Consider the following 26286-nt stretch of genomic DNA (forward strand, 5'->3'; position numbering starts at 1 on the left):
CCCGCATTGGTATTGACAGACATAGCCATTTTCTTGGCTCCCTTTTTCTAAAGGTGAAAGTCGGGCGTTTTGCCCACGGACTTTTTGTCCGCACCGTCAAATCAGCAACCACCATGCCAGCAATGTGGTAAAGAAGCGTTAATCTTGCATCATGTTGAAATTATATGATTTCCTGATCATGGTTGCCGGCGTCGGGAATGGTTACTATCAGGTTGGTGATGACCCGGCAGAAACTGACCGGCAAAAAGTGCCGCATGGGCAAAATATGCCGGGCTGTGTCTCATCGCGAGAGACGCCGTTTCGACGCCGCGATCGGGTGCGGCGCGGGGGAGCGCGGGCAATGGGCAGACCAGACAGCAGGCGTCCACATGTTGCGGGTGTGATCGCGGGCGTGGCGGCCCTGGTCGCTACCGCCAATGCGTCGGCTCTCACGCTGACGACGCTGCGCAGCCAGGGGTTGGAGTCAATTTATGGCAGCTATGCGCCGCTTGGTGACTGCGCGCTGGAACCCCGCATCGTCATTGATGAGGCCGGTTTTTCCTTTCACGCCAACGGTCAGACGCGGCGGAGCCACAAGTTCGAGCATGCGCTGACTTTCATGGGGGCACGTTACGAAGGCATCGTCCAGGTGTTCTTTCCGTTTCCTGCCGGCGCCGGCGATTTCGGGCCGCTGATCATGACGGTGAACGCCGGCGAGAAGCCCGGGGCCATTCGCCTGGAGAGCGACCTGCCGCCAGATCGCAAGCCTGATCCGTTTCATGGCATGCTCACCCGCGCCTCCCCGTATCAGCTCTGCAAGGAGGCCGCCCGGGCGGCTCCGGCCGCCGCCGTCAAGGCAGTGACCTCACCGGCACCGCCCGTCCCGCTCGACTGGAAGAACATGCCCGCCCTGGTCGACAATATCGGCGTCAGGCTTGATCCATTCGACAACGGGCCGATCGCGGCGTTGGTGCGGGCGCGGGTGGGACGCAAGATCGAGGTGCTGAAAACGAACATGTCGGTCATTACCCCGCTGGGCCGGGAGGGGCAGACTTTTCATATTTCCGGCAATGCGCAGCACCAGGGCGGCATGGAGCAGGCCTATATTCTGATCGACGCGGCGCGGCGCGAGGTGCAGGTGGGCCTCTGGGAGCGTGGTCGGTTGGCGGTCTATGCTCCGAAAACCGGGCGTATCCCGCCACCGGATTCCATTCGCCGCCTGCTGTCCAGCAGCCCACCAGAGACGGCAGTGCCCGCGCCGGGCACGCCGTGGGAGGTCGTGCCGGTGCCGAACAGATCGCCGCTGGCCCATGTCGCGGCGGCGGCCTCGCCCAGCATCGAGTCCTTCAGCCTGTTCTGCGAAAGCGGGCGGCCGATGATGGCAATGCTGCTCAACACGCCGTCCAGCATGACGTCGATGACAGTGACATGGGTATTCGCGGGCGGACTCGTCAACGTGCCGGTGGTCAGGGGTAATCGCGACGGAACTTTCTGGCGGGCAAGCCTGGCGGCGGTGCCTCTGGTGCCCATGCTGACGCGGCATGCCGATTCAGTGTTCCTGCGCATCAACGGGCGGACTGAGGGGGAAGCCTCGCTCGCCGGTGCCGCTGATGCCGTCCGGGTCGCCCTGCGGACCTGCCAGCGCTTCTGAATACTGTCGCCGCGCTGCCGTGCTGCCATCAAACGCCACGACCGCGGACGACAATCTGTGCCGAAAGCGTCGAGTCGTCGCGGGCTTGCACGGATGCATGCTCGATGGAGAGGCCCTGTGCCTCCAGGCTGGCGATCCAGGCGAACAGGGCCGTGGTCGGGGCGGAATCGACCGAAAGGCTCAAGGCGCCATCCTGCGGGCGCAAAACGCCGATGCTGACGCCGTGCCGCACGGCACTTTCCATCACCAGCTCGCGCACGGTCCGGTCCGCTACCCGCCGGGGCCTGGGTGCCTCCGGCATCACGGCGGCGAGCGCCCGTGCTTGCTGCCAATCGCTGATCAGCCGGCTCTGCCGGAGCCGGGCCTCGCCCAGCGCATCGCTCAGTGGCCGGACGACCGCCAGCCATGCCAGCAGCAGAAGCGATAATATCAGCATGATTGCGAGCAAGCCTCGCTCGCGCGCCGATCGCCCCTGCCACCAGGAATGCAGCCGTGTAGTCATTGTGCCGTTACCTCAATGTCAATGCGCTGTCCTGCCGGCGTGACGCGGTTGTCACCTTCGGTCAGGCGATAGCCGGCGGCCAGCAGCGAGGCGCGCAGGCCGTCCAGCGAGGCGTCGATGCCGATGCTCAACGTTGCCCGCAGAACACCGCTGTCATAGGCCAGAGACTCCAGACGCGCGCTGTCAGCCTGCAGTGCGGTGAACAGCGCCGCCGACATGGTGGCGAGCCGATCCTGCCCGCTGGCCAGTCGCCGCTGGTCGCGCATCTGTTTCAGCGGATTGTCGATGGCGGTGTTCGCGGGCAGCACGCGCGTTGCCTGGCGGAGGATGTCCGCCTCCAGCCGGTCGGACACCAGTTGCAGGCGGATCAGTTCGATCACCGGGGCCGCCAGGACCAGTAGCATGACCAGCGCGATGCCGAACGCGAGGCGCCGCCAGCGACGGGGCGGGATCGCGGCTGCGCGTCGCGCGAACGTGCCCTGTCGCAAATTGAGCCCGTCATGCCGGGTCAGATGGTCGGTGAGGTGGCGCAGCGGTTCGCCCTCCAAGCGGCGGACGGGAAGGTCGCAGAACAGTTGCCCGACGAGCGATTCTTCCAGCTGCACGGCGATGTCATGCCCGCGCAAGGCGACCTGGTCGCCCAGAGGCAGGGCGACCAGTCCGGCCTCGGGCGGTGTCAGCAGCAGCGGCAGGGGGAATAGCGCGTCCGGGTCCAGGCCGTGCGTCGCCAGGCGATCAAGCCAGTCACGCATGGTGGCGGCACTCACCACGGCCACCGGCCATCGACCGTCGGCGTCGGCGCGTGATGCGGCCGCCACGTGCTGGTCGTCGATCGGCGCCGCGATCGCCGTCGCCAGCAGGTGGCGGGCGGCAGCGGCGGCCTGCGCCGGGGTCGCGGTCGGCACGGTAAGCCAGTGGATGGTGGTGGCATCGCCCGGAACGAGCACGATGACGGCGTCGCTCTCTGCCGGATTGAACTGCTGGTCAGGGGTGACATGCCCCTGCCAGATGACGGTGCCCTGGTCATCGAGCGTCCACCATTTCAGGGGAACATCCACCGAGGCAGGCATGAGGATGACGAGCGTTTCAGTCATTCGTCGGCGGTCCATCGTCGCAAGAGAATCCGGCTGCGGCCGGGCAGGATATCGAGAAGCGCGCTGTGGCGGGTCACGAAACCTGACTGTTCGGTCCGGATATCAAGGTTGAAATAGCGGGTTGTCAGTTTGGGCTGGTCGAGTTCCTGGCCGCTGGGCTTTAACCCGGCGAGCGCCTCCTGGCGCCAGAAGTCGAGCGCGTCGCGCCACCCGCCGGGCGGGCGTTGCATCAGTATCTGGCGCGCCGCGTCGATGCTCAGCCGGCCCGGCAGGATCATCGCCAGCAGCGGCGCCTGCGATGGCTGTAACGTGTTCAGATTGACGGGTGACATGTCGGTGGTGGGCAGGGCGCATACCCAGGGGCGCAGCAGGTCATACAAGGCGGGCGTCACGCCCGCCACGGCGCGGATTTCGCTGGCCTCGGCCAGCAGGCGATTGGCGGGCAGGTAGGCGGGGTTCAGGCGGCGATAGCTGTCATCCTCGCCCCCCAGCGGGTCCGGCACACCGTCGGCATCGATCCAGTCGGCGACGCCGACCGCGATCCGCCGCGCGTCGGCACCCGCGATACCGAGCGAGGTCGCCAGGGCGACGAACTGGGCTATGCCGCGCGGTCGCGCGACCAGGGCGTCTGGGCGGTCGCCGTCGGCAAGGCTGTTGAGGTTGAAGCAATTGCCGCCATCCGAGGGTATCGCGATCAGTTTGCCGCCTTCGGTTGTCTCCAGCACGATCGGTTGCCCAAGCCAGCCGTCGCCGCTGAGGTGACCGTCGGCCGCCTTGGCAATCGCTTCCAGCCGGTGGAGCGCCATCAACTCGATGCCGCCGGCGTAGTAGCGCGACTGGGTGCTGATCCGCGCATTGGTGGCCAGATGCACGGCATGGCTGACCGTTTCCAGTGCGGTGGTCATCAAGACGCCAATGACCGCCAGCAGCAACAGCACCGTCAGCAGCGCCATGCCACGCTCGGATGCATCATACGCCGGTGTCGGTGACCGCGTCATGGCAGGGCGCTTGTGAGAAACAGCTGGCGCAGCGTGCCGAACCGGGCCGTGGTCAGATCAAGCCGCACCGCCCTGGGCAGTAGTGCCGGGTTCTCCGGAGTCCAAGCCTCGCGCCAGCCATCGCCATCATGATAGGCGAGGGTAACGGCCGAGACCTCCTTGAGCAAAATGGCGGGCGGCCCGAAAGCGGCGCCGTCCACCAGCGGCCGGCTCAAGCGCTCCAGTTGTCCTGCATGCAGCCGATAGGTGACATACTGCAGGCCCGGACGTGGTGCCCCGTCGGGGTTTTCCCATCCGCGGCGAACGAGCGAGAACAATATGCCGTTGTCATCGCCGGACTCGAAGGCGGGTCGCGAGGCGCCGCTCTCGTCACGCGAGGGCCGGCTGGCCGCTTGCGCCAGATCGGCGCGCAGGGCGGCCCGCAGGCGCTGCATGTCCTGCACCGAACCCGTGACGGTCTCGACATGGCGCTGCGCGTCGACACTGTTGCCCAGAATGGCGACTCCCGCCGCCGCGAGCAGGCCGAACACCATCAGCGCGACCAGCGTCTCGACGAGAGTGAAGCCGTTGACGGGCTGCCTGGTCATCGCAGACCTCGAAACGCGGTGAGACTGCCAGCGGGCTCGCCGTCGCCATCACGGACGATGACGCTGATCCGGATGATCCGGGGGTCTCCTGTTCGCTCGACAAGGCGCTGCACCTGCCAGCGGGTGGCGCCATTGATCACGCTCTCCACGCGCCGGCCAAGCGCTGGCGGTTGCGGGCTGCCGAGGGCCTCGACGATGGCATTCTCCGCGACGATGTCGCCCAGCAACGCGGTTTCCGTCCGTCCCGCCGTCACCAGATTGGCGGCGCCCAGACGGATGACGGCGAGCACGGCGAGGCCCAGAACGGCCATCGCCACCAGCAGCTCCATCAGCGAGAACCCCTGGCTGTCACCGCGCATCGATACGTACCTCGCCATTGGCGGCGACGTGGATGGCGAGGCGATGCCCGTCGTTGGTCAGCACGATCTCGCCGCCGTCGCTTAATCCCACGGCATCGAACTGGATGCGTTGCGGCCGGGCGGGATGGACGACGGCCGTCCCCTCATCCCACCGGCGCGCCGCCAGCGCCGGATCATCGAGCCGCCGCCAGCCATCACCATCACGGGTGACGAAATGATAGCCCTGCGCGCCGATGATGACCGCCGCGGCACGATTGTCGATAATCGCCATGTCGCGCGCGATCGCCAGTCTGGCCGCAAGACGTTCGCCCTCGCGCGCCAGTCCGTCGCCCGGCGTGGGCAGGTTCAGCACGATCCCGCCGGCGATCAGGCCGATGATCGCCAGCGTTACCATGATCTCCACCAGGGTGAACCCGGCGCAGCGGTCATTCCCAGTTGCCGATGTCGGCATCGTTTCCCTCCCCGCCTTCTCGGCCGTCGGCGCCAAAGGAGAAGATATCGAAGCGGCCACGCGTACCGGGGAACGTGTACTGATAGGGGTTGCCCCACGGGTCTCGCGGCAGTTTCTGGATGTATCCGCCGCTGCGGTAACGGTCCGGCCGCGCCAGCGTCGACGGCGGCGTGACGAGCGCCTGCAGTCCGTCCTCGGTGCGCGGAAAGGTCATGTTGTCGATCCGGTACATTTCAATCGCCTGCTGCAGGGTGGCGATGTCGGCTCTGGCCTTCTCGCGCATGGCCTTGTCCTGGCTTGGCAGAACATTGAGGACGACGAACGTGGTCAGCAGGCCGATGATCGCGACGACCACCATGATCTCGACCAGCGTGAAGCCTTCTTCGTCGGAGTAGCGGTGCGGTCTGGTCATGTCGGGCCTTTCACGACGGGTGTCTGCTTCAGGAGAGGGCAACAGTGTTGAGCTGGAGGATCGGCAGCAGGATCGAGAGGACGATGGTGCCGATCACGCCGCCCATCAGGATGATGATCGCCGGTTCCAGCAAGCTGAGCGCGGCGGAGGTGTAGGCGTCGAACTCGCGTTCGAGATAATCGGCGGCACGCGCCAGCATGGTGGCCAGCTGGCCGCTGGTCTCGCCCGAGGCGGTCATATGGACCAGCAGCGGCGGAAACAGGCCGCCGCGACGCATCGCCGCCGACAGGCTGCCGCCTTCCCGCACCGAATCGACGATCTGCAATGTCGCCGCGCGCAGTACCCGGTTGCGCACGGTGCGGCCGGTGATCGCCAGTCCATCCAGCAGCGGCATGCCGTTGTCGATCATGGTCGACAGCGTACGCGCCAGCCGGGCGGCGTGGAGATCGCGCTGCAGACGGCCCAGCAACGGCAGGCCAAGCAGCCAGCGGTCGACTCTCGCGTGCACAGTCTCGTTGCGCATCGCCCGGCCGAAGCCGATGGCACCGAACAGTATGCCCAGCAGCAGCGCGGGACCATGGTCTGTCAGGAAATCGGCGGCGCCGATCACCATCCTGGTGAGGAGCGGCAGCGTCTGGCCCATCTGCGTGAACTGTTCAACGACCTTGGGGATGACGTAGGTCATCAAGCCGATGATGATGGCGCCGGCGGTCAATGTCAGCATCGCGGGGTAAGCGAGCGCGGTCATCACCTTGCCGCGCACCAGTGCCTGGCGCTCCTGCAGGTCCGCCAGTCGTTCAAGAATCTCGGTCATGGCGCCCGACCCTTCGCCGGCTGCCACCATGGCTCGATAAAGTGCCGGGAAACTCCGTGGTTCGATGGCCATGGCGTCGGCAAGACGTCGCCCTTCGACCACACCGGCATGGACGCGCCAGAGAGTCGCGGCGACATGAGGGCGGTCGGCCTGAGAGGCGATGGACCGCAGCGCCTCTTCCAACGGGGAGACCGCGATCAGCGTCGCCAGTTGGCGGGTGAATAACGTCAGTTCCTTGGTCGAAAGATGCCGGCGCCACTGCCAGGCGGGTCGGGCCGCGTCCTCGCCGCCACCAGCCTTGCCGTCCATGCGACGCTGGACGCGCAGCGGCAGCAGCTGGCGCTGCAGCAACAGCGCGCGGGCCTGTTCCTCAGTCGCGGCAGCGACGTCACCCCGGCACTCGCGACCGGAGGCATCAAGCGCCAGATAGTCAAACGCCGACATCGACGGCTCCGTCCTTGCGCAGGATGCGAACGGCTTCTTCCATCGTGGTCTGACCGCTCAGGACAAGGCGGCGTGCCGATGCTTCCAGAGACGGCTGACGGGAAAACGCATGACGCGCCAGCGCCGCTTCGTCGGCGTCACCAAGAATCAACGCGCGCATCGTCTCGTCGATGCGTACCAGCTCGAAAACGCCCAGCCGGCCCTTGAAACCGCTGCCGCCGCAGTGTGTGCAGCCGACGGCGCGATGCAGCGTGGCGCCGGGGGGGATGCCCAGCAGCGCGCCCTCGGCGGCGCTTGCCACTACCGGCTCGGCACAGTCGGGGCACAGCCGGCGCACCAATCGTTGTGCCAGCACCAGCCGCAGGGAGGACGCCAGCAGAAAGGTCTCGACGCCAAGATCCTTCAGCCGGGTGATCGCGCCGACGGCGTCGTTGGTGTGTACCGTCGAGAGCACGAGATGGCCGGTGAGCGAGGCTTGTACGGCAATTTCCGCGGTCTCGGTGTCACGGATCTCGCCGACCATAACGACGTCGGGGTCCTGGCGCAAAATGGCGCGCAGACCGGCGGCGAAGGTCATGCCGACCTTGGTGTTGACCTGGGTCTGGCCGACGCCTTCGATGGCGTATTCGATCGGATCCTCGACAGTGAGTATGTTGCGTCGGCCGTCGTTAAGCATGCGCAGGCCGGAATAAAGAGTCGTGGTCTTGCCTGACCCGGTGGGGCCGGTGACGAGAATGATGCCGTGCGGCTCGGCGAGTGTCGCCCGCACCTGCGCCAGCATGTCCGCCGCCATGCCCAGATCGGCGAGCCCGAGTTCGGCTTGTTCCTTGTCGAGGATACGCAATACCACGCGCTCGCCGTGACGCGACGGCAGGGTGGATACGCGCACGTCCAGCGGGCGGCTCGCCAGGGTGAGGCCAATCCGGCCATCCTGGGGCAGACGGCGTTCGGCGATGTCGAGGCGGGCCATCACCTTGATGCGACTGACCACCAGCGGCGCTACCCTCGCAGGCAGGCGCAGTGCCTCGTTCAGCACGCCATCGACGCGTAGCCGGACGATCAAGGCCTGTTCATAGGGTTCGACGTGAATGTCGGACGCACCCTGGCGCACGGCCTCGGCGATGACGCCGTTGATGAGCCGGATGATCGGTGCGTCGTCTTGCGAATCGAGCAGGTCGGCGGCGGCGGGAATGTCGTCAGCCAACGCCCCGAGCCCGCCCGCTTCTTCCAGGCGGTCGGAAACCTCGCCGGCGTCGAGGCCATCGCCGGCATAGCGTTCCGACAGATGGCGCTCGAATTCGCGCGCGCTCAGCCGGCGCAGGGTGATCGGGCGGTCGAGCACCCGCCGGACCTCGGCGATCGCCAGAGGCCCGGTTTCGCCCTCCCGCCAGCCCACCAGGGCGCCCTCGGGGCTGGCGGCGTCGAGCAGGACGATGCCGAAGCGCTTGGCGAACGCATAGGGCAGCGCCGGGATCGGCCGGACCTCGATGGGAGGCGGATTATTTGCCGGCATGTTGCGGCTCCGCCGCCGTGCCGCGCGTGGAGGCCGGATTCGCCGGGGCTGGCGCGGCCGGGGCCACACCGCCCATGTAATCCCGCACCAGCGCGTCGAGCGACGGCTCCCTGTCCGGGTTGAACTGCTGCTGCTGGTCGCGGATGTAGCCGTAGCGTTGCGCCGCCAGTTTCTGGGCGCTGGCACGGTCGCGCACGATGGTCGGCCGGATGAACACCATGAGATTGGTCTTCTGCTTGCTGCGCGAGCGGCTCTTGAACGCCTCGCCCAGCAGCGGAATATCCGCCAGCAGCGGCACCTTCTCGACGGTCCGGCGCTCGACGTCGTCCATCAGGCCGCCCAGGGCGATGATGTCGCCGTCATCCACCGTTACCGTGGTCTCGATTTCCCGCTTGTTGAGGATGAGGTCGGCCGACTTTTCGGTCACCGGCCCGGCGATCGACGACGCCTCCTGACGCAGGAACAGCTTGATGCTGCCGCCGGCGTTGATCTGCGGCCGGACCTCCAGCTGAATGCCGACGTCCTGCCGCTGCACCGTGCGGAACGCGTTGTCGAAATTGCCCGACAGGGCCTCGCCGGTGGTGACGGGAACCTCCTGCCCGACCAGGATGCTGGCTTTCTGGTTATCCAGTGTCATGATCGAGGGTGTGGAGAGGATGTTCGACCGGGTGTCGGACTTGACGGCGTTGATGACCGCGCCGAACAGGGCGTCGTTGCCAATCTCGCCGCCGATGCCGAACAGCGAGCCGGTGACACCCAGAATCGACTGCGCGGCCGCGGCTTGCAGGGTCTCGGAGGCGGTGGAGGTCGTGGTGCCGGTCGTGGTCACGCCGTCGTCGGTCGTTGTCGTCGTCCGGTCCAGCTCCCGGGAGGCGATGGCCCCGCCCAGCGTCAACAGGTTGGGAGCGGTGTTCGAATAATTGGTGACCGCGAGCGGGATGCTGCTGCCGCCGGTGCCGGCCAGCAGGAACTGTACGCCCAGTTTCTTGGCGGCATCGTCGGAAATCTCGACGATGATCGCCTCCACCAGCACCTGTTCGCGCCGAACGTCGAGCTTGCGGATGACTTCGCCAAGCGATCGCTGCACATCGGGCGGAGCGGAGATGATCAGTGCGTTGGCGCCACCGTAGCGGGCAATGACTGCGCGCCCTGGGCCGGGCGGCGCGCTGGCGCCGGGCGTGCCGGAGACCACCGGCGTCGCCGGCTTGTCGCTCTCGCCCTGACCGGGCGCGGGGCTGTTGACCACGCTCACCTGGACCTGCTGGCCGGCCAGCTGCTGCAGTACCGGCAGCAGGCCTTCGGCGTCGGCGTTTTCCAGGAAGATCACGCGGACGTCGGAGCCTGCGGCGGCGCGCTTGTCGAGCTCGCTGACAATTTCGGCCATCCGGGTGACCATCTCCGGTTCACCGCGAAGGATCACCGAATTGGAGCTGTCTATGGGGATCACACGCACGCCGGGCCCGCCATCGCCCGCGCTTCCGGCCGCGGCTTCGACCGCACTGGCGATCTCGCGGGCGCCAGCATTGTCGAGGCTGATCAGCCGCATCGCCCGGCTGTCGCGGTCGATGCTGGCAAGCACGCCGCGAATGCGGGTGATGTTGTCCGCATAGTCGGCAACGACAATGGCGCCACCGCCGCGGCTGGCGCTGACTTGCCCCTCCTTGCTCACCAGCGGCCGCAGGGCCTCCAGGGCCGAGGCGGTGTCGATCGATTTCAGCTTGAACACCTGGGTCACAAAGCCGTCGCCGCCGCCGCGTGCGGGCGCCTGGGCCGCGCCGGTCGCCGCCGTGATACGGTAGCCGCCGCCCGCCATCGGGATCGCCACGAAGCCGTTGGCGCGCAGCGTCGAGAGGAAGACCTCGAAATACTGAGTGCGGGTCAACGGGCGTTCGGAGACCACCGACACCTTGCCCTGGACGTCGGGGTCGATGATGAAGGTCTGACCGGTGCTCCGCCCGACGTCCTCGATGAAGGCGCGAATGTCGGCGTCGCGCAGGTTGATGACCTGCTGTGCCGTGGCGGGCAGGGTAAAGACCTGGGCCAGCAGTGCGCCAGTGAGGGCGAGGCGGCGGATCATCGGTTCGACTCCGTGGGCAATGTGGCATTCTTGCTGGCAATGGCGCCCCCGGCGCCGGGAGGCAGGGGGAGTGGTGGCGCGGTGTCGCCGGCGGTCGCCGACGCCGAGGGACCGGTCGTCAGGGCTGATGCGTCGGTGACCACGGGAGCAACGGTGGTTGCCGGAATTGACTGGTCGAGCAGCAGTTGCTCCAGCGTGCCGTGCCGGTTGATGGTGATGCCGTCCAGCGACACGGCATGCAGCCGCACCCCCGTCATCAGCTCCTCACCAACCATGTAGCTGCGCTGCGGCCCGTCGTTGACGCTGAGGATCGCCGATCCGCGTCCCGCCACGGAGTCGCTGCGCGTGCCGAACACGACGATTTCCAGTGCCGACATCGACAGTGCGCCGGCACCACCGACCTGGAAGAAGGGATCGAAGGCGCCAAGGATGCGGGTGTCGACGGCCAGCGAGCGGTTGACCGCCGCCGATGAGGTCAGTGGCGGCGCCAGACTGACCGGCGCCGTCGCCGTCAAGACCAGTCGCACCAGCAGCACGATCAGCGCCAGCACGACCAGCAGTTCGGCCAGCCGCATGAGCTGACGTGCCGGGAGTCTGGCCTGTGGCGGATGACGTGGGTTTGGCTGGGACATCTTGGACCGGCGTGAAGGACTACGTCGCCGGTCTATGAAGGGAGTATTGCAGTACGATGACTTATTTGCTGCGGTTTCGTGTCAGTCCGGAAGCCAGCCGATCCGCTGCGTCAACCAGACCAGAAAGGCGGCCAGCGCCAGGCAGGTGCCGAAGGGGATCCGCAGGTGCCGGTGCACGGCCGTGCCCCGCAGCGCCGCGACTCCAACCGCCATCAGCCCGATCATCGCCGCGGCGGTAAGCGCCAGCGGCAGCCCCTGCCAGCCGAGCCAGGCGCCAATCGCGCCGAACAACTTGGGGTCGCCGCCTCCCATGCCGTCGTGGCCGCGGCGCCAGCGATAGTAGCGGCGGATCGCCTCCAGGCCGAGGTAGCCGCAGCCCGTGCCCACAAGGGCATTGACGGGCGGCCAATGGTTCAGACTGGCGCTGAACAGGCCGAGTCCGGCAAGAGTCAGGGTCAGGGAGTCAGGCAGCCAGAAGTGTCTGAGATCGAGCGCGGCAAGCAGCAGCAGCAGCCATCCGAACAGCAGCCAGTACAAATCCGTGGGCCCCGCAGCGACCGCCAGCACGGCGGCGCCGACTACGCCGGCGGCAATCTCCATGAGTGGCAGCAGGGCGGGAATGGGGGCGCCGCAATGACGGCAGCGCCCGCGCAGCAGCAGGAAGGACAGCAGGGGCACCAGCTCAAGCGGTCCCAGCGGGTGCCCGCAGGAATCACAGGCCGACCGCCCGGCGACGACTGGTCGGCGCGCTGGCATGCGTACGGCGAGCACGGCGAGGAAGCTGCCGATGAGGGCGCCGGCGGCAAAGCCGATCAGCAGGCGGCCGCTGATGCTGATATCGAACATGGCCGCCGTTAGAGCACGGGTGCCGGTGCCCCGCAATGGCCCTCCAGCGCCGCGGTGGCGTGGCTGTCGCAAATGTTTCACATACCGGCCCTAGTGCAGGCGGGATGACCTGGCTGGTTTCGTTTCTGCCCGCTGCCGGCCCCGACCGCCGGCGTCTCCTGGTGCTGCTCGGCATTCTGCTGGTCGCCGCCGCGGCCGTGCTTGTCAGTCTGCGCGGCCGCGGCTCCCCGCCGTCCGCAGGCGTCGAACTGACAGCACCGCTGCCGGCGACGGCGACGGGCGTTGCTGCTCAGCCTGTCGCGCCAGCGGGTGTGCCGGCAATCACGACGACGGCCGATATCTCCCGTGTGGCGTTGCACGGTGTGCTGCTCCATCCGGACCGGCGCGCTGCAATCCTGTCGCTGGCTGACGGGCGTCAGCGCCGGGTTGCGGAGGGTGCCACGATCGCGCCGGGGCTGGTGCTCAGGTCGGTGTCGGCCGACTCGATCGTCATTGCCGTGTCGGGGGTGGATACGCGCCTGTCGTTGCGATCGGTTGCCGGTGTCGTCGCCGCACCTCCGGTGGCAGCGCTGGCAAATGCCGCGACATCGCCACAGGCCGCCGGCGCGCCGGCCGGCGGCAAGATCACCCGCGCGGCCCTGCTGCCGGGGGGCGATCTGAAGGCTAACAGCCTGGGGTTTCGTCTGGGGCTCAAACCCGTGCGGGAGGGGACGGCGACGGTCGGCTATCGGGTGGCGGATGTCGCCAGGATGCCGGCCTTCGCACAGCTGGGTTTGCGCAGTGGTGACGTTGTTCTTTCCGTCAACGGCGACAAGTTGTGGTCTGAAGAAAAGATCGGTGAACTCGCCGAGGAACTGAGTCATGTGTCCGCGCTCAGCGTAGTCTATCTGCGCGACGGCCAGCGGCGGGAAGCGAGCGTTGTCGTCGAGTGACGCCGCGACGCTTCTCTCGCCGCACGTGCCGGCTTCCCGCGGCAACGCCGGCTGACTTTCACCGTCATGACGTCGATCTGAAATAAAACCATCACGAAACACCCCTAACAGGTTCCCGCGTACGGACAGCCAGACCAATTCAGTCCGACCAACCGACACCGGTCATTCCCAACAGAGAAGGGGGCTCCTCATGTTTCGTTTTCGCAGTTTGCTGTTGCTGGGCACCGCGCTTGCCCTGGCCGCCTGCAACGCCGATGATGTGGCGTCGCCCGGTGAAGGCGTGATCGTTACGCCGACTCCGACGCCGACCCCAACCCCCACTCCGACGCCGACTCCGACCCCGACCGGCCCGGCGACCAGCTGCCCGAACGGCACCGCGAATGTCGGCACCATCAACAACGAGCGCATCTGCCAGATTTCCGGCGTGATCACTGGCAACCTGACCATCCAGAATCTCGCGGGCGTCATCTACTCGCTGTCGGGCCGCGTCGAGGTGGGTGTCGATGTCGGCGGCGACGGCACGGCGCCGGGCGGCCAGCAGGGCATTCTCACCATCGAGCCCGGTGTCCGCATTTTCGGCTCCTCGGGCGCGGACTTCCTGCTGGTGAATCGCGGTTCGCAGCTTTACGCCGAGGGTACCGCCACCAACCCGATCGTCTTCACCAGCCGTTCCAACGTCGAGGGCACCGCCACCGACAGCAGCATCGGCCAGTGGGGCGGCATCGTCATTCTCGGCCGGGCGCCGATCAGCGACTGTCTCGCGGCGGTTCCGGGCGGCAGCGCCGATTGTCAGGCGGCGATCGAGGGCGTGAGCAATGCCTACTATGGTGGCGCGCTGTCGAACGACAGCAGTGGCCGTCTGCGCTATGTCCAGGTCCGCTACCCTGGTTTCGAGGTGGCACCGGGCAACGAGCTCAACGGTATCACCCTCGGTGGCGTGGGTGCCGGCACCGTGATCGATCACATCCAGGTCCACAACAGTTCGGACGACGGCATCGAGTGGTTCGGCGGCACGGTGAACAGCAAGTATCTGGTCATCACCGGCGCTGACGACGACTCGTTGGATACCGACCTTGGCTACAAGGGCTATTCGCAGTTCTCCATCGTCGTTCAGCGCGCGACCGGCGGTGACCGTGCCCTGGAGGCGGACTCCAGCGGCAACGAGGACGCAACCCCGCGTCAGCACGCCCGGTTCGCCAACTTCACCTGGATCGCCAACGACAGCACGGCATCACTGCTGCTGCGTGGTGGTGCTGACTTCACGTTCGTCAACGGCGTCATTGCCGGCACTGCGCCCCAGTGTATCGACGTTGACGGCAACACCACCATGCAGGCCGCCGATGCCACCAAGGACGAACAGGGTCCGCCGGTGTTCAATTCGGTGTTCCTCGCCTGCCCGGTGGCCTTCACCGAGGATGGCAACGTCGCCGCCTCGGCGGTCCAGACGGTGTTTGACGCCGGCACCAACAACGTGGCGCTGGGCACCTCGACGCTGACCAATACCTTTGTCAACGGCGCCAACGAGTCGGCCGTGACCGCCTTCAACGCGGCGACGCTCAACGCGTTCTTCGTCACCACCGATTATATCGGCGCGGTCAAGGACGCCAACGACACCTGGTATGCCGGCTGGACCTGCGGCCTGTCGGGCCAGGCGTCCTGTACGGCGCTGCCGGCGAACAGCGGAAACTAAGCCGCACGTCAGGTCATGGGGCGGTGGCGTCGAGGCGTCGCCGCCCGCACCTTTATTCCATCCGGTTCCGGAAGGCTCGCCATGAACAAGACCGCGCTCGCAGGAAAGCTGCTTCTTTTCTCCACTGCCCTGTGCACCGTGCAGGCCTATGCCCAGGCGGCCGATACCACGTCGGCGCCGCTGCAAATGGCCGCGGCCGAGACGGCGGAAAAGGACAAGCCCGTCGACATCTCCGCGCCTGGCGCGCGCAATGCCGACGACATCATCGTGCAGGGGCGTTACATCCCTGATTCGATCCGTGCCACCTCCGAGGTCATCAGCATCCTCTCGGCCGACGAGATCAAGCGTACCGGTGATGGCGACATTGCCGGCGCCTTGCAGCGCATCACCGGCCTCAGCCTGGTCGGCGGCCGTTTCGTCTATGTGCGCGGCCTGGGTGAGCGCTATTCGCTGGCGCTGCTCAACGGTTCACCGCTGCCGTCGCCCGAGCCCCTGCGCCGCGTGGTCCCGCTTGACCTGTTCCCCACCAGCATGATCGCCAGCTCGGTGGTCCAGAAGAGCTACTCGGCCAACTACCCCGGCGAGTTCGGCGGCGGTGTGATCAACCTCACCACGCGCGCGGTGCCGGAGGAGAGCTTCCTCACCATCGGCGGCGGCATTGGCGGCAACAGCGAGACGACGTTCGAGCTGGGCTATACCTATTATGGCAGCAGCACCGACTTCACCGGCTATGACGGTGGCAATCGCAAGATTCCGTCACCGCTCAAGAATGCGATGGACAGCGGCAACCTGATCGTCGAGGGCAGCAATTTCAGCAATGCCCAGATGCAGGAAATCACCGCCAGCCTGCAGAATGCCTCGACCACGCTGATCCAGCGCAACAAGGATATTCCGGTCGATTTCTCGGTCGATGTCAGTGCCGGCACCTCCGTTGACATCGGAGAGGATCGGCTGGGGATTATCGCCACTTTCGGCTGGGACAACAAGTGGCGGACCCAGGGTGGCCTGCAGCAGACCACCGCGGGTCTCGCCTCCGACGAAAATGGCAATCAGGTCATCAATCCGGACTCGAACTTCCGCTTCCTGTCGACCGAGAACCGGGTGGTCATGAACGGCCTGGTCGGTCTTGGCTATGAGTTCGGCGAAAGCAAGATCCGCTGGACGAACCTCTACATCCACGACACGTCGAAGGAAGCGCGCATCCTCGATGGCGTTGACGAAATCAACGTCGGCTCGGATCGTCTGAACAAGAGCTACACCTCCTGGTATGAGCGCCAGCTGTTCGATACCCAGGTCGTCGGTGAGTTCAAGTTCGGCGACGTCAGCCTCGACGTGCGCGGTACCTACGCCAACACCAAGCGCGATGCGCCGTATGAGCGGTCGTTCAGCTATCGCTTCAATGCCACTGCCAACGATTTCAAGAATGATCTGCGCAGCCCCGGTGAAAGCGCCACCGTCGCGTTCAGCGAACTGAGCGAGGATGTGTGGGCGGCGTCGGCAGATCTCAGTTACGACCTGCCGACCAGCATGAAGATCACGGCTACGGCGGGCTACGCCTACAGTGACACGAGCCGGACCTCCACCCGTCGCGAGTTTGCCTACCGTCCGTCGGCGGCGCTGGATCTCGCCGTGGCGCAGGAGCGCCCGGACTATCTCCTGTCGGACTATAATATCTACACCTACAATATCCTGCTCGTGGATCTGTCGAGCGCATCGGGCGCGGCAAAGTACGATGCCGGACTTGAGGTCAATGCAGGCTACCTGCAGGTCGACATCGAGCCGGTGGACTATGTGCGGGCGAATTTCGGCGTCCGCTATGAGGATGCCACACAGGTCGTGACGCCGATCGATCTGTTCGGTCTGGGTGGCAGCATCCAGAATCTGAGCACCAATCTGAAGAACGACTACTGGCTGCCCTCGGCCACCATCACCTGGAACTTCGCCGAGGACATGCAGCTGCGGCTGGCGGCTTCAAAGACCATCGCCCGTCCCCAGTTCCGCGAACTGGCGCCGCAGCAGTATTTCGACAACGAGTCCGACCGTACCTTCATCGGCAACAACTATCTGACCGACAGCAAGCTGCTCAATCTCGAAGCGCGGTACGAATATTACATGGACCAGGAAGACCGGCTGTCGGTGGCGGGCTTCTTCAAGTCGATCGACAAGCCGATCGAGGCGATCGCCATCCAGCAGGGCCAGACCTTCTTTACGACGTTTGCCAATGCGCCCAAGGCGATGCTCTATGGCGTCGAGCTGGAAGTGCAGAAGAAATTCCCGTTGCAGGGTCTGCTCGATGGCAAGCTGTTCGACAGCCGGGCGCTGGTGGTTTCGAGCAACTATACCTACAGCAAATCGAAGCTGAAGGTCCGCGATGGCGATACCACCATCCCGACCGACACGGCCGGCGTGCCGATCGCCGCGGCGGCCCTGTTCCGGGATGGCGCGCCGCTCACCGGCCAGTCTGACCATATCGTCAATCTTCAGTTCGGCCTTGAAGACGAGGACTCGCTGTCCCAGCAGACGCTGATGCTGACATACGCCAGCAAGCGGGTGACCAACCGCTTTACCTCCGGCGGGCAGGCCATCGACTTCATGGAAGAACCTGGCTTCCGCCTTGATTTCGTCGCGCGTCAGGGCTTCGCCTGGCGGGGGGTCGATTTCGAGCTGAAGCTGGAGGCTCGCAATCTGACGAACGAGAATTACGAGGAATACCAGACGTTCAATGGCAGCCGGGTTGATCGTAATACGTACGACCTTGGCCGCTCCTTCAAGATCGGTCTCAGCGCGACGTTCTGAGCGTCGTCACGACTCATCAAGGCGAGCGCCCCGTCGTGACCATCGCGACGGGGCGTTCGGCGTTCATGGGATGACGCTGGTCGTGGCGCCCGGTCGCCGTGGCGGCTGCCTCAGCCGACTGCCCAGGGGCGCTCGCGGAACCACTTGGTGATGACGTACTTCACACCGGCGCGGACCTTCATGCCGTGGTGCAAGGTGTCGGGGTTGGGTCGGCCGTCGCGCATGTTGCTCCAGCATAGCAGCTTGCCGGCTTCCGGCTGGACGATCTTGTCGATCATCTTGAAGCGCGTGGCTCCCCCGGCGGTCGGCTGGTTGAGATAGATCATCGCCGTCCAGGTGCGCTGCCCGGTGAGGCCGCAGAATCGTTGATAGTCCGGGCCATCGGGTTCGAAGTAGTCGGTGTGCAGCTTGAACTCCTGACCTGCGGCATAGCGCTGGCCCTGCATGGGCTCGCCGAGGCCCACGTCCTGTCCCAGGTAATCGGCGATGCGCGCGTCCAGCGTTCTGATCAGCGGGTGGCGGGTGTCGAAGTCGCAGGTTTCGCTGGTCCGGAAGGCATAGTCGCCGATGTCATCGGCGATCTGCGAGGGGCGCCGATTGGCGTCGATCATCGCGATGACGGCGGCGCACTCCTCGGCTGACAGGAAATCGCGCCGGATGTAGAGGTCGAGCTTGCGGGAGGGAATGCGCTGAGCGCCTTCGAAGGCCATGGTCACGTACCTCGTCAGGGCTGGCGTGGCTGGGGGGTGGCAATGGAGATGCGGTCCGGGAGGGTGACACGCGAGCCGGGGCAGTAGCTGATCTCCTGCACCACGGCCGCGCCGTTGCGCTCCATGGTGCTGAGGATGGTGATGCAGGGGTCGCCAACGGCGATGTCGAGTGCCTGCGCGATGTCGTCCGGTGCCGCTTCCGACGAGATGCGTGTTTCCACCGCGATGTCAGGGGAAATGCGGGACAGATAGGCGCTGGGCATGTCATTGCGCGGGTTCATGCTGCGCACGCCGGGGAAGACGTGGGCGTCAACCCAGGCCCTGGTGTATTGCACCGGCACACTGCTGGCGAGGTGACAGAATGCGACCGTGTAGAGCTGGGCATGGAGCGGCGGCGGGAGCGGAGGCGTCGGATCACCGGCCCGCGCCAGACGTACCGGCGAGTCCAGCCGCAGCATGCAGGAGAAGCCCGCCTGGGTGATGACATCCTCGATGGGCAGCAAGCGGACATGGCGGGTGTCGGACCATTTGTCGGCGATGATGGGGCCGATGCCATTGAGGCGGTGTATATAGCCTTTTTCGGTCAGGCGGGTGAAAGCGCGATGCACCAGGCCGGTGGAAACGCCAAGTTCGGCCGCGAAGTAGCTGGCGGGGGGGAGTGGCATGCCGACTTTGTGCCGGGGCTGCCTCACCCAGTCGATGATGCGGGCCATGACGGCGTTGACCGTCGTCGCCGACGCGGCGCGCGTATCCTTTCCTGGCAGAACGTAGAGATTCATGGTCACGGCTTATGAAACATCGCAAATCCAGCAGAGTAACCAGAACGACAGATTGATTGCAGCATCATGACAGTTGCTCAATCTTGTGCCAGTTCTGCTTCAGGCCCCAACCTGAGTGGCGAAGTCGCGTATCTGCAGCCGCTCTGTCTGGCCTGGTCTGTGGGGTCGGCCCGCCGCGAGGGTGAAGATGACGATGATTCTGGATATCCGGCAGGATGATCTTTGCGGCGCACCGACGCGCCAGTTGCTGGCGCTCCATCTGGCCGGCATGCATGCCCACTCGCCGCCGGGCAGCGTGTACGCGCTCGACCTGTCCGGGTTGCGCGATCCGGCGGTGACGGTGTGGAGCGCCTGGCAGGAGGCACGCATTGTCGGCATCGGGGCCTTGAAGATGCTTGCGCCGGATCACGGCGAGGTGAAGTCCATGCGCACCCACCCGGATTTTCTGCGTCAGGGCGTCGCGCGCCGGCTGCTGGAGCATATTATCGCGCAGGCGCGGGGCCGTGGCGTGCGGCGGCTCAGTCTGGAGACCGGCAGCGGCGTGGCGTTCGAGCCGGCGCTGGCCCTGTACCGGGCGCGCGGCTTCGCCAGCGGCGCGGCCTTCGGGGACTATGCCGCCAGCACGTTCAACCAGTTCCTCCACCTCGATCTGTGACGCGCACGCCGGTCCGGCCGTGCGCGACCCCTGACGATTTGGCGTGAAACCGCCCGCCGGGCAGGCTAGAGCGGGGCGGCCGGCGCGCTGGTGCGATCCGGCACACGGGATACACGGGTTCGCCATGGCTTCAGGACTGTTCGCCCTGCTCGACGATATCGCGGCCATCGCCAAGCTGGCGGCGGCGTCGCTCGATGATGTGGCCGGTGCCGCCGGCAAGGCCGGCGCCAAGGCGGCGGGCGTGGTGATCGACGACACGGCGGTGACGCCGCGCTACGTCGTCGGCCTGACGCCGGACCGGGAACTGCCGATCATCGCCAAGATCGCGCTGGGGTCGCTGCGCAACAAGCTGCTCGTTCTGTTGCCGGTGGCGCTGCTGCTCAGCGCGCTGGCGCCGTGGGCGATCACGCCGCTGCTGATGCTGGGCGGCGCCTTCCTCTGCTTCGAGGCGGCCGAGAAGATCGTCGAGATCGTGCTGCACCGGGGCGACGCGGACGAGGACGTGGCCGAGATCACCGATCCCCAGATGCTGGAGGCGCGTCAGGTCAGTGGCGCTGTGCGCACCGACTTCATTCTGTCGGCGGAAATCATGGCGATCGCGCTGTCGCAACTGCCGCACATGTCGCTGCCGATGCAGGCGGCGGCGCTGGCGGCGGTCGGTATCGCCATCACCGTGGGTGTCTACGGCACTGTCGCGCTGATCGTGAAGATGGACGACATCGGCCTGCATCTGGCGCGCCGCAGCGGGGTGCTGGCGCAAGCGGTGGGCCGGTTCCTCGTCGCCGCCATGCCCAGGCTGCTGCGGGGCCTGTCGGGCATCGGCACCGCCGCCATGGTCTGGGTCGGCGGTGGCATCATCGTTCACGGGCTGGAGGTGTTCGGCCTGCACACGGTTCCGCACTGGGTCCATGGCGCGGCCTCGGCCGCCGCCCGGGCTGTGCCCGTGGCGGCGGCGGCGGTCGAGTGGGTGGTGGCGGCCGCCGGCTCGGCGGTGGTCGGGCTTCTCATCGGCGGCGTCATCGTTGCCGTGACGCATGCCCTGCCGCGTAGGGCGGCAAAGTCCCATTAAGCCGCGTAAAGAGTGGCCGCGAGGCTTCGAACCCCGGGCGCGCGGCGCTGTGTGTCAGTGCGCCGCCTTGTTTGGTCCGGCGAAACCGAACAGCCAGGCGGCGACCTTGCGCATCTGGATTTCCTCCGCGCCCTCGGTGATGCGGTAGCGGCGGTGATGGCGGTAGATGTGCTCGAACGGCTTGTGGCGGGAGTAGCCGATGCCGCCATGCACCTGCATGGCGCGGTCCGCCGCCTCGCACACCAGCCGGTTTGCCCAGTAGTTGCACATCGACACCTTGTCGGAAAGACGGCTGGCGACTTCCGGTTTGCTCATCCGGTCCATCTCCCAGGCGGTCTTGCGGATCAGCAGCCGCAGCATCTCGATCTGTGTCGACAGCTCGACCAGCGGGAACTGGATCGCCTGGTTGGCCGCCAGCGGCTTGCCGAACGGCTTGCGCTCGCGCGCGTAGGCAATGCTCTCGCGCACGCAGTAGGCGGCGGCGCCCAGCGACGAGGCGGCCTGACGGATGCGGTTTTCGTGGACGAAGTGCTGCGCCAGCGCCAGCCCGTCGTCGGCCTCGCCGAGAATGGCCGAGTCCGGCACCCAGACGTTACTGAAGCGGACGCGCGGATGATCGGTGGGCATGTTGAACGTCCACAGATATTCCATCACCTCGACGCCCGGGTCGTCGGCCGGCACGATGAAGCAGGTGATGCCGCGCGCGTCGCCATCGCGGCCGGAGGTGCGGGCGAACACCATGCAGTGGGTCGCCACATGCATGCCGGTGGTCCACATCTTCTCGCCGTCGATGCGCCAGCCGGCCACGCCGCCGCGGCTTTCCCGCACCGCACGGGTTTCCATGTGGGTGGCGTCGGAGCCATGGTCGGGCTCGGTGAGGCCGAACGGCAGCGCCCGCCGGCCCTCGATCATGCCGGGGATGAACTCGGCGCGCTGTTCGGGCGTGCCGAAGTCGCGGAACATCAGCACCTGCGGGAAGTTGCCAACGATCGAGTGCTCGTTCTGCAGGTCGTTGTGCAGGCCGAGCCCTTTGGCGGCCATATGCTCGCGGATCACCGCCATCCACAGGTTGCCGCCGTCCTTGCCGCCGAACTCGGACGGCAGGGCGAACCGCAGGTGGCCGGCGGCGTCGGCGCGGCGGCGGGCCTCGCCCAGCAGGGCTTCCCACTCGTGGCGGGGCAGGCCACCCCGGTCCCAGTCGGTGCGGGCATGTTCGCGACGATGGTCGAAGAAGCGCTCGTTGTCGTCAGCCGCCTGCAGCGGCGCGATCTGGTCGGCGATGAACTGGTCAAGTTCGGCGAGATAGGCGGTCAGCGCCGCCGGCAGGTCAAAGTCCAATACATCCTCCCACAAATCTATCATCTTGGAATAGTTGATTGATGGCCAATGAAAGGGCGCCATCACCTGCCACTCTACCATGGGCGGCGTGGTCATGGCAGCAGCAAGCGTCCGGCACGGTGGGGGGGGGAGGCGGCTTCATGGACAACAAGCCTCTTGCGCGCGGGGCGCCGGCGGGGCAGCTTGCGCAACAAAATTACCAGGGAGCGCGTCATGACCAAGTCCATCCTGCTTGCCACTCTCATGTTCGGCGCGGCGCTGGCGCCGGCCGCCCAGGCAGAGGTAATTTTAGTGCGCGCCGGCCGGGTTGTGACTGACGCGGCGAAGCCCGCGCTGGGTGCCTCCACCATTGTCGTGCGCGACGGCCGCATCGTGACGGTCGCCGCCGGCGCGCCCGAGGCCGCCGCGGTGGTGAAGGATCTCAAGGCCGACGAGCCGGTGAAGGTTATTGATCTGGGCGGCAAGACCGTGCTGCCCGGCCTGATCGACTCGCACGTTCACCTCTCCGGCGACCCCGGCACGCCGTGGTGGCAGGAGGCGGTGCTGAGTGATGAATACGCGACGGCGGTCGGCACCAAGAACGCGCTGGTGACTGTGCGCGCCGGCTTTACCACCGTGCGTGACGTCGGGTCTGGCCGCAATGTCGGCTTCGCGCTGCGCGACGCGGTACGTGAAGGTGTTATTCACGGGCCGCGCATTCTCGCGTCCGGCCCGGCGATCTCCATCATCGGTGGCCATGGCGACGTGTCGGGCTTCCGCCGCGAGGTGGTGGACGTGCTGTCGGCGAACAACACCTGCACCGGCAAGGACCAGTGCGCGGCCCGCGTCCGCGAGGCCTCGCGCGCCGGCGCCGACGTCATCAAGATCACGGCGACCGGTGGCGTACTGAGCCAGCAGGCGCGCGGTCTCGACAAGCACTTCACCGACGACGAGCTGGGCACCATCATGTCGACGGCCCACGCGCTGGGGCTGCGGGTGGCGGCCCATGCCCACGGTCCGCGTGGCATTGAGGCGGCGGCGAAGGCTGGTGTCGATTCCATCGAACACGGCACCTTCGCCGATGAGGCAGGGCTGAAGGCGATGAAGGCCTCGGGCAGCTACATGGTGCCGACGCTGATGGCCTTCACCGGCCTGAAGGACCGCATCGGCAAGGGTGTTTACACGGCGCAGGTCGAGGCCAAGGCGAAGAAAGCGCTGGCGGAACTCGGCAAGTCGCTGACGGCGGCCAAACGGCTGGGCGTGCCGATTGCTTTCGGCACCGACTCCGGTGTGTTCGAGCACGGCCGCAACGCCGAGGAGCTGCAGATGATGGTGGACTATGGTGGCCTCACCCCGCGCGAGGCTCTGGCATCGGCGACCACGGTGGCCGCCCGCCTGCTGGGCGTTGACGCCGAGACCGGCACGCTGGAACCGGGCAAGGCGGCCGATCTGATCGCGGTGGACGGCGATCCGCTCACCGATGTCCGCAGTCTGCAGCATGTGGCCTTCGTCATGGCCGCCGGCCGTGTCGTGCCGATGCAGTGATGTGATCTGAACAAGGGGGGAATCATGGAGAATTTGGCGTATCCGCTGACTGGCGCGCTGACCTTGATGTGCCTGCTGGTCTATTTCTGGACTGGCATCGTCGTCGCGCGCGCTCGCAGCCGGCTTGGTGTGCGGGCGCCGGCGACCGCCGGCCCAGACGAGTTCAACCGCATCTATCGTGCCCATGTGAACACGCACGAGCAGATCGTGATGTTTCTGCCGGCGGCCTGGCTGTTCGCGCTCACCGTCGGTGATTGCTGGGCGGCGCTGGCGGCGGCGGTGTGGTGTGTCGGTCGCGTGCTGTACGTCATCGGCTATGCCCGCGCGGCGGAGAAGCGGGAGCTGGGCTTCGCTCTTACGGCGTTGCCCATGCTGGTCTGCCTGCTCGGTTCGTTGGGCGTGATTCTCTGGCATTTCATCGCGTGAGGCTTGCGACGGCGCGCCGACAGCGCTGCCAGATTGTGCATCCGGCCGCGTCGGGCGGCCCAACCAGATATCAAAGGGGCAACTCCATGCTGACAATCTCCTCGTCGCTGCGTGCCAGCGTCGCCTTTCTGCCATTGCTGATCGCGGCCTGCGCCAGCGCGCCGGCGACCCCACCGCCGGCGGCCGTCGCTGCCCCCGCCGTGGCACCGCAGCCGGCGCCAGGTGAGCGGCTCAAGGCGCTGTTCGCCAACAGCGATGAGGCCGATCTCAAGCTCTCTCCGCTCAATGCGCTGTTCCGTGGTGACATGCGCTATGCCGATCAGTTCGGCGACTATATCAGCGACGGCTATCTGGCGGCTGTTCGGACCAAGCAGGAGGCCGACCTAAACGGCCTGCTCGCCATTGACCGGGCCGCCCTGTCTCCCACCGACCAGATCGCCTACGACGTTTTCAAGTATCAGACGCAGCAAGCGCTACGCTATTTCACCACTGGCTTGACGACCGTGCAGGCGCATCTGCCGGTTGATCATTTCAACGGCGTCCATGTCTTCTTTCCGGACATCTCCTCCGGCCAGTCCGCGGCGCCCTACAAGACGGTAAAGGACTATGAGAACGGGCTGAGCCGCATTGACGGCTTTGTCACCTTTCTCGACCGGGCGATCGGGCGGATGCGCGAGGGTATGGAGGCCGGCCACGTCCAGCCCAAGATTGTCACCCGCAATGTCATCGGCCAGCTCGACACCTTGTTAAAGATGAAGGCCGAGGACAGCCCGTTCTTCATGCCGATCAAGGCAATGCCGGCTGATATCGGCACCGAGGACAAGGCGCGGCTGACAGCGGCTTACCGGCAGGCCATCGATGGCAAGATCGTGCCGGCCTACCAGCGCCTCAAGACCTTCATGGAAACCGACTATCTCAACGCTTCGCGCGACGTTCCCGGTCTGCTGTCGATGCAGGACGGCCCGCGGCTCTATGCGGCACTGGTCGAGCAGCACACCACCACCAGCCTGACGCCGGAACAGATTCACCAGATCGGTCTTGACGAGGTGGCACGCATCACCAGGGCGATGGAGGCGATCAAGGCCGAGGTCGGCTTCAAGGGTACGCTCAAGCAGTTCTTCGGCTATCTGCGCGAAGACCCCAAGTTCAAGTTCAAGACCAAGGAAGCCCTGATCGCGCGCTACGCCGACATCCAGGCCCGAACGGAAGCCGGCATCCCCAGGCTGTTCAACAAGGTGCCCAAGACGCCGTTCGAGGTGCGCCCGGTGCCAGAATTCATGGAGAAGAACCAGGCCGGCGCCTACTACATGCAGGGCACGCCAGACGGATCGCGGCCCGGCGTTTTCTATGCCAATACGTACGATCTGCCGTCGCGCACCTCGCCGGGCATGGAGACCTTGTTCCTGCATGAGGCGGAGCCCGGACATCACTTCCAGATCAGCCTGGCGCAGGAAAACACGGCGCTGCCGCCTTTCATGCGTTTCGGCGGCAACACCGCCTATGTCGAGGGCTGGGCGCTGTACGCGGAATCGCTGGGGCCGGAACTGGGACTGTTTACCGACCCCTACCAGCGGTTCGGTCATCTCGACGACGAGATGCTGCGGGCGATGCGGCTGGTGGTGGACACCGGCATTCATGCCAAGGGGTGGTCACGCGATCAGGCCATCCAGTATATGCTGGATACCTCGGCCCAGTCCAAGACCGACGCCACCAATGAAGTGGAGCGTTACATCGCCATGCCGGGCCAGGCACTGGCCTACAAGATCGGCCAGCTCACCATTCGCCGGCTGCGTACCGAGGCCGAGGCGGCACTGGGCGGCAAGTTCGACGTGCGCGCCTTCCACGACCAGGTGCTCGATACCGGCGCCTTGCCGATGAATGTGCTGGAGACGAAGATTCGCGCCTGGATCGCCGCGGAGAAGGCCAAGGCGTAAATCCTGCGCTGTAAATGGCACCGGCGCCGTCGCGAGACGGCGCCGGTTGTCGTTCAGGCGATTATGAAAAGCGG

General features: G+C 66.2%; 24 protein-coding genes. 9 read left to right on the forward strand and 15 right to left on the reverse strand.

The window, feature by feature from the left end:
- Window positions 1-151 precede the first annotated feature (151 nt).
- Entirely contained in the window at window positions 152-1630 is a 1479-nt protein-coding gene (locus tag ABU113_RS09085; RefSeq protein WP_454559195.1) for a hypothetical protein, read from the forward strand.
- A gap of 28 nt (window positions 1631-1658) precedes the next feature.
- Here ABU113_RS09085 and gspM read toward each other — a convergent pair whose 3' ends face one another.
- The 12 genes from gspM to ABU113_RS09145 form a co-directional block, all read right to left on the reverse strand.
- The gene (gene gspM, locus ABU113_RS09090; protein ID WP_454559196.1) at window positions 1659-2132 is read right to left on the reverse strand and encodes a type II secretion system protein GspM; all 474 of its coding nucleotides are present in this window, start codon (window positions 2130-2132) and stop codon (window positions 1659-1661) included.
- Complete coding sequence (gene gspL / locus ABU113_RS09095; protein WP_454559197.1) at window positions 2129-3226, reverse strand: type II secretion system protein GspL; 1098 nt, start codon at window positions 3224-3226, stop codon at window positions 2129-2131. Before gspL ends, gspM begins: the two co-directional genes overlap by 4 nt.
- Window positions 3223-4179 (reverse strand): type II secretion system minor pseudopilin GspK, encoded by a 957-nt coding sequence (gene gspK / locus ABU113_RS09100; RefSeq protein ID WP_454559198.1) that lies wholly within the window; start codon window positions 4177-4179, stop codon window positions 3223-3225. The genes gspL and gspK overlap by 4 nt, the downstream gene beginning before the upstream one ends.
- Before the next feature lie 41 nt (window positions 4180-4220).
- Complete coding sequence (gene gspJ, locus ABU113_RS09105) at window positions 4221-4811, reverse strand: type II secretion system minor pseudopilin GspJ (protein ID WP_454559199.1); 591 nt, start codon at window positions 4809-4811, stop codon at window positions 4221-4223.
- Complete coding sequence (gspI, locus tag ABU113_RS09110) at window positions 4808-5188, reverse strand: type II secretion system minor pseudopilin GspI (protein ID WP_454559200.1); 381 nt, start codon at window positions 5186-5188, stop codon at window positions 4808-4810. Before gspI ends, gspJ begins: the two co-directional genes overlap by 4 nt.
- On the reverse strand, window positions 5160-5621 hold the full coding sequence (locus ABU113_RS09115; protein WP_454559201.1) for a GspH/FimT family pseudopilin: 462 nt from the start codon (window positions 5619-5621) through the stop codon (window positions 5160-5162). Before ABU113_RS09115 ends, gspI begins: the two co-directional genes overlap by 29 nt.
- Window positions 5596-6033, reverse strand: a complete 438-nt coding sequence (gspG, locus tag ABU113_RS09120; protein ID WP_454559202.1) for a type II secretion system major pseudopilin GspG — start codon at window positions 6031-6033, stop codon at window positions 5596-5598. The genes ABU113_RS09115 and gspG overlap by 26 nt, the downstream gene beginning before the upstream one ends.
- 28 nt (window positions 6034-6061) lie before the next feature.
- Window positions 6062-7291 (reverse strand): type II secretion system inner membrane protein GspF, encoded by a 1230-nt coding sequence (gene gspF / locus ABU113_RS09125; protein WP_454559203.1) that lies wholly within the window; start codon window positions 7289-7291, stop codon window positions 6062-6064.
- Window positions 7278-8804, reverse strand: coding sequence for a type II secretion system ATPase GspE (gspE, locus tag ABU113_RS09130; RefSeq protein ID WP_454559204.1), 1527 nt, complete (start codon window positions 8802-8804; stop codon window positions 7278-7280). Before gspE ends, gspF begins: the two co-directional genes overlap by 14 nt.
- On the reverse strand, window positions 8791-10881 hold the full coding sequence (gene gspD / locus ABU113_RS09135) for a type II secretion system secretin GspD (protein ID WP_454559205.1): 2091 nt from the start codon (window positions 10879-10881) through the stop codon (window positions 8791-8793). The genes gspE and gspD overlap by 14 nt, the downstream gene beginning before the upstream one ends.
- Window positions 10878-11456, reverse strand: coding sequence for a type II secretion system protein N (locus tag ABU113_RS09140; protein ID WP_454559206.1), 579 nt, complete (start codon window positions 11454-11456; stop codon window positions 10878-10880). The genes gspD and ABU113_RS09140 overlap by 4 nt, the downstream gene beginning before the upstream one ends.
- A gap of 138 nt (window positions 11457-11594) precedes the next feature.
- Window positions 11595-12359 carry a prepilin peptidase gene (locus ABU113_RS09145; RefSeq protein ID WP_454559207.1) on the reverse strand — a complete coding sequence of 255 codons (765 nt, stop codon included), beginning with the start codon at window positions 12357-12359 and terminating at the stop codon, window positions 11595-11597.
- A 104-nt stretch (window positions 12360-12463) separates the two neighbouring features.
- Here ABU113_RS09145 and ABU113_RS09150 point away from each other — a divergent pair, with 104 nt between their 5' ends.
- From ABU113_RS09150 to ABU113_RS09160, 3 genes are all read left to right on the forward strand, one after another.
- Window positions 12464-13291: a PDZ domain-containing protein gene (locus ABU113_RS09150; RefSeq protein ID WP_454559208.1), complete on the forward strand. Its 828-nt coding sequence runs from the start codon at window positions 12464-12466 to the stop codon at window positions 13289-13291.
- Between the two features lie 190 nt (window positions 13292-13481).
- The gene (locus ABU113_RS09155) at window positions 13482-14981 is read left to right on the forward strand and encodes a hypothetical protein (protein WP_454559209.1); all 1500 of its coding nucleotides are present in this window, start codon (window positions 13482-13484) and stop codon (window positions 14979-14981) included.
- Between the two features lie 81 nt (window positions 14982-15062).
- A complete protein-coding gene (locus ABU113_RS09160; RefSeq protein ID WP_454559210.1) occupies window positions 15063-17777 on the forward strand; it encodes a TonB-dependent receptor domain-containing protein in 2715 nt (904 codons plus the stop codon).
- Window positions 17778-17887: 110 nt separating this feature from the next.
- On the opposite strand, the gene ABU113_RS09165 is transcribed toward ABU113_RS09160, so the two are convergent.
- Together ABU113_RS09165 and ABU113_RS09170 are read right to left on the reverse strand one after the other, a co-directional pair.
- Entirely contained in the window at window positions 17888-18487 is a 600-nt protein-coding gene (locus ABU113_RS09165) for a prolyl hydroxylase family protein (protein ID WP_454559211.1), read from the reverse strand.
- A 14-nt stretch (window positions 18488-18501) separates the two neighbouring features.
- Window positions 18502-19266 carry a UTRA domain-containing protein gene (locus ABU113_RS09170; RefSeq protein ID WP_454559212.1) on the reverse strand — a complete coding sequence of 255 codons (765 nt, stop codon included), beginning with the start codon at window positions 19264-19266 and terminating at the stop codon, window positions 18502-18504.
- 187 nt (window positions 19267-19453) lie between these two features.
- On the opposite strand from ABU113_RS09170, the gene ABU113_RS09175 reads away from it, so the two are divergent.
- Window positions 19454-19921, forward strand: coding sequence for a GNAT family N-acetyltransferase (locus tag ABU113_RS09175; RefSeq protein ID WP_454559213.1), 468 nt, complete (start codon window positions 19454-19456; stop codon window positions 19919-19921).
- Window positions 19922-20045: 124 nt separating this feature from the next.
- On the forward strand, window positions 20046-20990 hold the full coding sequence (locus ABU113_RS09180) for a DUF808 domain-containing protein (protein WP_454559214.1): 945 nt from the start codon (window positions 20046-20048) through the stop codon (window positions 20988-20990).
- A 54-nt stretch (window positions 20991-21044) separates the two neighbouring features.
- On the opposite strand, the gene ABU113_RS09185 is transcribed toward ABU113_RS09180, so the two are convergent.
- A complete protein-coding gene (locus ABU113_RS09185; RefSeq protein WP_454559215.1) occupies window positions 21045-22328 on the reverse strand; it encodes an acyl-CoA dehydrogenase family protein in 1284 nt (427 codons plus the stop codon).
- 213 nt (window positions 22329-22541) lie between these two features.
- Here ABU113_RS09185 and ABU113_RS09190 point away from each other — a divergent pair, with 213 nt between their 5' ends.
- The 3 genes from ABU113_RS09190 (at window position 22542) to ABU113_RS09200 (ending at window position 26212) form a co-directional block, all read left to right on the forward strand.
- Window positions 22542-23852, forward strand: a complete 1311-nt coding sequence (locus ABU113_RS09190) for an amidohydrolase family protein (RefSeq protein ID WP_454559216.1) — start codon at window positions 22542-22544, stop codon at window positions 23850-23852.
- Between the two features lie 24 nt (window positions 23853-23876).
- Window positions 23877-24278: an MAPEG family protein gene (locus ABU113_RS09195; protein WP_454559217.1), complete on the forward strand. Its 402-nt coding sequence runs from the start codon at window positions 23877-23879 to the stop codon at window positions 24276-24278.
- A gap of 86 nt (window positions 24279-24364) precedes the next feature.
- The gene (locus ABU113_RS09200; RefSeq protein ID WP_454559218.1) at window positions 24365-26212 is read left to right on the forward strand and encodes a DUF885 domain-containing protein; all 1848 of its coding nucleotides are present in this window, start codon (window positions 24365-24367) and stop codon (window positions 26210-26212) included.
- The last annotated feature ends 74 nt before the right edge of the window (window positions 26213-26286 follow it).

Source organism: Parapedomonas caeni, from assembly GCF_041060555.1.
GTDB lineage: Bacteria > Pseudomonadota > Alphaproteobacteria > Sphingomonadales > Sphingomonadaceae > CAUJIW01.

Coding starts and splice junctions, on each gene's coding strand:
- ABU113_RS09085 (WP_454559195.1), top strand. CDS start 152: ATGTTGAAATTATATGATTTCCTGATCATGGTTGCCGGCGTCGGGAAT.
- gspM (WP_454559196.1), bottom strand. CDS start 2,132: ATGACTACACGGCTGCATTCCTGGTGGCAGGGGCGATCGGCGCGCGAG.
- gspL (WP_454559197.1), bottom strand. CDS start 3,226: ATGACTGAAACGCTCGTCATCCTCATGCCTGCCTCGGTGGATGTTCCC.
- gspK (WP_454559198.1), bottom strand. CDS start 4,179: ATGGCGCTGCTGACGGTGCTGTTGCTGCTGGCGGTCATTGGCGTCTTG.
- gspJ (WP_454559199.1), bottom strand. CDS start 4,811: ATGACCAGGCAGCCCGTCAACGGCTTCACTCTCGTCGAGACGCTGGTC.
- gspI (WP_454559200.1), bottom strand. CDS start 5,188: ATGGCGAGGTACGTATCGATGCGCGGTGACAGCCAGGGGTTCTCGCTG.
- ABU113_RS09115 (WP_454559201.1), bottom strand. CDS start 5,621: ATGCCGACATCGGCAACTGGGAATGACCGCTGCGCCGGGTTCACCCTG.
- gspG (WP_454559202.1), bottom strand. CDS start 6,033: ATGACCAGACCGCACCGCTACTCCGACGAAGAAGGCTTCACGCTGGTC.
- gspF (WP_454559203.1), bottom strand. CDS start 7,291: ATGTCGGCGTTTGACTATCTGGCGCTTGATGCCTCCGGTCGCGAGTGC.
- gspE (WP_454559204.1), bottom strand. CDS start 8,804: ATGCCGGCAAATAATCCGCCTCCCATCGAGGTCCGGCCGATCCCGGCG.
- gspD (WP_454559205.1), bottom strand. CDS start 10,881: ATGATCCGCCGCCTCGCCCTCACTGGCGCACTGCTGGCCCAGGTCTTT.
- ABU113_RS09140 (WP_454559206.1), bottom strand. CDS start 11,456: ATGCGGCTGGCCGAACTGCTGGTCGTGCTGGCGCTGATCGTGCTGCTG.
- ABU113_RS09145 (WP_454559207.1), bottom strand. CDS start 12,359: ATGTTCGATATCAGCATCAGCGGCCGCCTGCTGATCGGCTTTGCCGCC.
- ABU113_RS09150 (WP_454559208.1), top strand. CDS start 12,464: ATGACCTGGCTGGTTTCGTTTCTGCCCGCTGCCGGCCCCGACCGCCGG.
- ABU113_RS09155 (WP_454559209.1), top strand. CDS start 13,482: ATGTTTCGTTTTCGCAGTTTGCTGTTGCTGGGCACCGCGCTTGCCCTG.
- ABU113_RS09160 (WP_454559210.1), top strand. CDS start 15,063: ATGAACAAGACCGCGCTCGCAGGAAAGCTGCTTCTTTTCTCCACTGCC.
- ABU113_RS09165 (WP_454559211.1), bottom strand. CDS start 18,487: ATGGCCTTCGAAGGCGCTCAGCGCATTCCCTCCCGCAAGCTCGACCTC.
- ABU113_RS09170 (WP_454559212.1), bottom strand. CDS start 19,266: ATGAATCTCTACGTTCTGCCAGGAAAGGATACGCGCGCCGCGTCGGCG.
- ABU113_RS09175 (WP_454559213.1), top strand. CDS start 19,454: ATGACGATGATTCTGGATATCCGGCAGGATGATCTTTGCGGCGCACCG.
- ABU113_RS09180 (WP_454559214.1), top strand. CDS start 20,046: ATGGCTTCAGGACTGTTCGCCCTGCTCGACGATATCGCGGCCATCGCC.
- ABU113_RS09190 (WP_454559216.1), top strand. CDS start 22,542: ATGACCAAGTCCATCCTGCTTGCCACTCTCATGTTCGGCGCGGCGCTG.
- ABU113_RS09195 (WP_454559217.1), top strand. CDS start 23,877: ATGGAGAATTTGGCGTATCCGCTGACTGGCGCGCTGACCTTGATGTGC.
- ABU113_RS09200 (WP_454559218.1), top strand. CDS start 24,365: ATGCTGACAATCTCCTCGTCGCTGCGTGCCAGCGTCGCCTTTCTGCCA.